At 70.7% G+C, this 4,461-nt stretch carries 4 protein-coding genes, 1 pseudogene and 1 riboswitch; of the genes and pseudogenes, 2 read left to right on the plus strand and 3 right to left on the minus strand.

What is annotated here, in order from left to right; all coding sequences use genetic code 11:
- Positions 1–311 (minus strand): annotated as a pseudogene (locus ABZ749_RS30020) (30S ribosomal protein S12 methylthiotransferase RimO); the annotation flags it as partial.
- A 79-nt stretch (positions 312–390) separates the two neighbouring features.
- Positions 391–1,314, minus strand: coding sequence for an ornithine cyclodeaminase family protein (locus ABZ749_RS30025; protein WP_357233687.1), 924 nt, complete (start codon positions 1,312–1,314; stop codon positions 391–393).
- A 91-nt stretch (positions 1,315–1,405) separates the two neighbouring features.
- Positions 1,406–1,477: riboswitch (guanidine-III (ykkC-III) riboswitch) on the plus strand.
- A 61-nt stretch (positions 1,478–1,538) separates the two neighbouring features.
- On the opposite strand from ABZ749_RS30025, the gene ABZ749_RS30030 reads away from it, so the two are divergent.
- A complete protein-coding gene (locus ABZ749_RS30030) occupies positions 1,539–1,853 on the plus strand; it encodes an SMR family transporter (protein ID WP_112586602.1) in 315 nt (104 codons plus the stop codon).
- A gap of 82 nt (positions 1,854–1,935) precedes the next feature.
- A complete protein-coding gene (locus ABZ749_RS30035) occupies positions 1,936–2,181 on the plus strand; it encodes a hypothetical protein (RefSeq protein ID WP_112586600.1) in 246 nt (81 codons plus the stop codon).
- A 66-nt stretch (positions 2,182–2,247) separates the two neighbouring features.
- Here the strand turns inward: ABZ749_RS30035 and ABZ749_RS30040 are convergent.
- Positions 2,248–4,461, minus strand: a 2,214-nt coding sequence (locus ABZ749_RS30040) for a DNA translocase FtsK 4TM domain-containing protein (RefSeq protein ID WP_357233689.1), incomplete at its 5' end; no start/stop codon positions are given.

The raw sequence follows: 4,461 nt of genomic DNA on the forward strand, positions 1-4,461 counted from the left end.
GGCAGGCTGTCGGCCAACTCACGGCCGTACCGCTCGGCCATGCAGCCTGCGGCGACCACCTTGGCGCCCGTTCCGGCGGCGGCGAGCAGGGTCTGGATCGAGTCCTGCTTGGCCTTCTCCACGAAGCCGCAGGTGTTGACGACCACCACGTCGGCGCCCTCGCCGTCGGTGGTCACCTGCCAGCCGTCGGCGTGCAGGCGGGCGGCCAGCTCCTCGGAGTCGACCTCGTTGCGGGCACAGCCCAGGGTCAGCAGGGCGACGCGACGGCCGTCGGCGTGGTCAGCGGGAGAAGGAGAGGTGGCAGACACCATCCGAGGGTACCGGGCCGGCCGGGTGAGCCCACGCACGCGGGCTGCGGAGACGGTCGACACGGAGGAGAACGTCATTCCGTCAGCGCGCCTCGGCGCCAACCCGGGTCAGCGCGTCGAGCAGGAACACCTCGGTGCCGGCGAGGCCGGTGCAACAGAAGACGGAGATCTGGTCCGCTGTGGTTCGGCCGGGGACCGCGCCGGCCAGGATGCCGCCCAGGTCGCGCAACCTCCCGGAGTACGGGGGTGTGGCCGCGAGCATCGGCGGCTGGTAGTCCGCCGCCTGGGCCGGTGAATCGGTGACCAGCAGGTCGGCGGTGTCCAGCAGGTCGGTGCCGAACTCGCTGCGGTCACGCTGCTTGAAACCGACAGCGTTGACGTGCGTGCCGGGGCTGAGGTCGGCGGCGCAGAGCACCGGGGTCGGGCTGGTGGTCGCCAGCACCACCAGGTCCCGCCCGGTGACGGCCGAGCCCGGATCTGCCACCGCCCGGGCCGGCACGCCCAGTTCGACACGGACCCGGGCGGCGAAGGCCTCCCGGCGAGCTGCGGAGCGGCTGTGCACCACCACCTCGCGCAACGGGCGGACCGCGGCGGCGGCCCAGACCTGGGTCCACGCCTGCCGACCGGTGCCGATCACCCCGAGGGTGGCGGCATCGGGACGGGCCAGCGCGTCGACCGCGAGACCCCCCAACCCTCCGGTACGACGGGAGCCCAGCTCCTCGCCCACCGCGACCGCCCGGATCGCCCCGGTCCGGGCGTCGTGCAGCACCACCAACTGCTCGCCCTGCGGGTGACCGAAGGTGTCGTAGGAGCGGAAGCCGTACCACTCGTCGACCAGGTGCCCGGCGGTGAGCACCATCCGCCCGCCGCTCAGCGGTACGGCGGCCCGGGGCGGCGCGATCAGGCGTCCCTCGTACGCGGCCAGGAGGGCGGAGCGCATGGCGGCGACCGTGGTGGCGGCGTCCAGCGCGGCGGCGACCTCGGGGTCGGCGTAGAGCATGGTCATGGTGGCGATACTGCAAGTTGAAGTCAGGTAGAGGTCAACGGATCGTGGCGGTGGTCACCGCCCCGCCACCGGGGTCGGTGCTAGCGTCGGCACCGGCGGCCGGATGCTCGTGGCCGTTCCGGACGAGTGGTGGGCGTACCCGGTCAGGCCAAGACGCCCCGCGTGACGTGCAGACTCGACTCGTCCCGGCGCGGCAGCCCCGGGCGCTTCCGGTGAGGTGAACGATGGCCTGGCTCGTACTGGTGATCTCGGGACTGTTGGAGACGGCCTGGGCGATCGCCCTGGACCGCAGCGCCGGCTTCAGCCGGCTGGTCCCATCAGTGGTGTTCGTGGTGACCCTGCTGCTGAGCATGGCCGGGCTGTCGTACGCGCTCCGGGACATCCCCGTCGGCACCGGCTACGCGGTCTGGGTCGGCATCGGCGCGGTCGGCACCGCGCTGGTCGGGATGCTGGCGCTCGGCGAGTCGGCGAGCCTGCCCCGGATCCTCTGTCTCCTCCTGGTGGTCGCCGGCGTGATCGGCCTCAAGATCTTCCACTGAGGTGCCGCGCAGGCAGGCGTGATGGGTGCCAACAGTGGGTATTGATCGATTCGTCACGACAGGCTCTCACTTGGAGGAAGACATGGCCGACATGCCGAGCACCGCCCGTCCCCGCAGCAACGCCGCCCGCATCCTCACCATCGTGGGCTTCGTCTTCGCGGTCCTGGCCCTGCTGCTCAACCCGATCATCTTCGGCGTGCTCGGTGTCATCGCGGGCGTCGTCGGCGCGGTACTCGGTGACAAGCCGCTCGGTTGGTACGCCGCCGTGGCGAGCGTCGTCGCCGCGATCATCAGCCTGGTGATCATCGGCGCGCTGATCAACAACTGACCACTCTCCTGTCGCGGGCCCGCCGGAATCCGGCGGGCCCGTCGTGCGTCCAGCGTCGACAGTCGGTCAGTGCACGTCGCCGCGCAGGCCGGTCAGGACCTCGTCCAGCTCGTCCGGCTTGACCAGCACGTCGCGCGCCTTCGACCCCTCGGACGGCCCGACCACCCCCCGGGTCTCCATCAGGTCCATCAGGCGGCCCGCCTTGGCGAAACCGACCCGCAGCTTGCGTTGCAGCATCGAGGTCGAGCCGAACTGCGAGGTGACCACCAGCTCCACCGCCTGCACCAACAGGTCCAGGTCGTCGCCGATGTCCTCGTCGATCTTCTTCTTGCTCTCCTGCGCCGGGGCCAGCACGTCCTTGCGGAACTCGGGCTCACGCTGGTCCTTGCAGAACTTCACCACGTCGGCGATCTCGCGCTCGGTGACCCAGGCGCCCTGGATCCGGACCGGCTTGGAGGCGCCCATCGGCAGGAAGAGCCCGTCACCACGGCCGAGCAACTTCTCCGCGCCCGGCTGGTCGAGGATGACCCGGGAGTCCGCGAGGGAGGAGGTGGCGAATGCCAGCCGGGACGGCACGTTCGCCTTGATCAGACCGGTCACCACGTCGACCGAGGGGCGCTGGGTGGCCAGCACCAGGTGAATGCCGGCGGCCCGGGCCAGCTGGGTGATCCGGACGACGGAGTCCTCCACGTCGCGCGGCGCGACCATCATCAGGTCCGCCAGCTCGTCCACGATCACCAACAGGTACGGGTACGGACGCATCTCGCGTTCGCTGCCCGGCGGGGCCTTGATCTCGCCGTTGCGGACCTTGCGGTTGAAGTCGTCGATGTGCCGGACCCCGTTGGCGGCGAGGTCGTCGTAGCGCATGTCCATCTCGCGGACCACCCAGTCCAGCGAGTCGGCCGCCTTCTTCGCGTTGGTCACGATCGGAGTGACCAGGTGCGGGATGCCCTCGTAACCGGTCATCTCGACCCGCTTCGGGTCGATCAGCAGCAGCCGCACCTCATCCGGGGTGGCCCGGGTGAGGATGGACACCAGCAGGGTGTTGAGACAGCTCGACTTGCCCGCGCCAGTGGCTCCGGCGATCAGGATGTGCGGCATCTTGGCGAGGTTGGCCACCACGTAGCCGCCCTCGATGTCCTTGCCGAGCGCCACGACCATCGGGTGGTGATCGCTGGTCGCCGCGCGCGAACGCAGCACGTCGCCGAGGGCCACGTTCTCCGGGTCGGTGTTCGGGATCTCCACGCCGACGGCGCTCTTGCCCGGGATCGGACTGAGGATCCGTACGTCAGGCGACTTCACCGCGTACGCGATGTTGCGGGACAGCTGGGTGATCCGCTCGACCTTGACGCCGTGCCCCAGCTCCACCTCGTATCGCGTGACGGTCGGGCCACGGGTGAATCCGGTGACGGCGGCGTCCACGTCGAACTGGTCGAACACGCCGGTCAACGCGGCGATCACCTCGTCGTTGGCCTTGCTGCGGGTCTTCGCTGCGGCCCCGGCACTGAGCATGTTGGCCGGCGGCAGGGTGTAGTCCCCGGAGAGCCCGGTCAACGCCAACTGCTCGGCCCGGGTCGGGGCGGGCGAGTGCTCCGGCGGCTCGACCGACGGCTTGCGGCTCGCCGGCACCTTCGCCGGAGACTTGCGCGGCAGCACCATGGTTTCCTGGAGGTCCGCGCCGTCCAGGTCCTCGAAGTCGTCCGGGTCCAGTGGTGCGGGCATCCGCTTCGCCGGTCGCTTACGCGCCGGCTTGGCGGCCACCTCGTCCGCCTCCTCATCCGCCTCCGGTGCGCCGACCAGCCCACCGGCGAGCAGGCCCAGCCGCTCCGGGATCTTGTTGATCGGCGTCGCGGTCACCACCAGCAGGCCGAAGAGCAGCAGCAGGACGAGCAGCGGCACCGCCACCCAGGCGGTGACCGCCCGCTCCAGCAGCCCACCGACGCCCGCGCCGACCAGACCGCCGGCGAAGTCACGCTCCAGCGGGTCGACCGGATCCTGACCGATCTGGAGCAACGCGGCGGTCGACACCAGCAGCGAACCCCAGCCGATCAACCCACGGCCGCGGTGCTCCGGATCGGCCGGCTGACGCATCAGCCGCCACGCACCGATCATCAGCAGCACCGGTACGACAACCGAGATCGCGCCCAGGAACAGCCGGATCGTGTCGGCCAGTCGCGCGCCGACCGGCCCATCGTGGTCGGTGAGTTCGGCTTCAACCACTCCGACGGCAACCCGGACAAGGACGCCATCCTCGCGTACAGCCAGGCCAACGGGATCGGC

The sequence above is a fragment of the Micromonospora sp. NPDC047753 genome, from assembly GCF_040642735.1.
Taxonomy (GTDB): domain Bacteria; phylum Actinomycetota; class Actinomycetes; order Mycobacteriales; family Micromonosporaceae; genus Micromonospora.

Excerpts from the sequence above, each read along its gene's own strand:
- ABZ749_RS30025 (WP_357233687.1), bottom strand. The coding sequence starts at position 1,314 with ATGACCATGCTCTACGCCGACCCCGAGGTCGCCGCCGCGCTGGACGCC.
- ABZ749_RS30030 (WP_112586602.1), top strand. The coding sequence starts at position 1,539 with ATGGCCTGGCTCGTACTGGTGATCTCGGGACTGTTGGAGACGGCCTGG.
- ABZ749_RS30035 (WP_112586600.1), top strand. The coding sequence starts at position 1,936 with ATGGCCGACATGCCGAGCACCGCCCGTCCCCGCAGCAACGCCGCCCGC.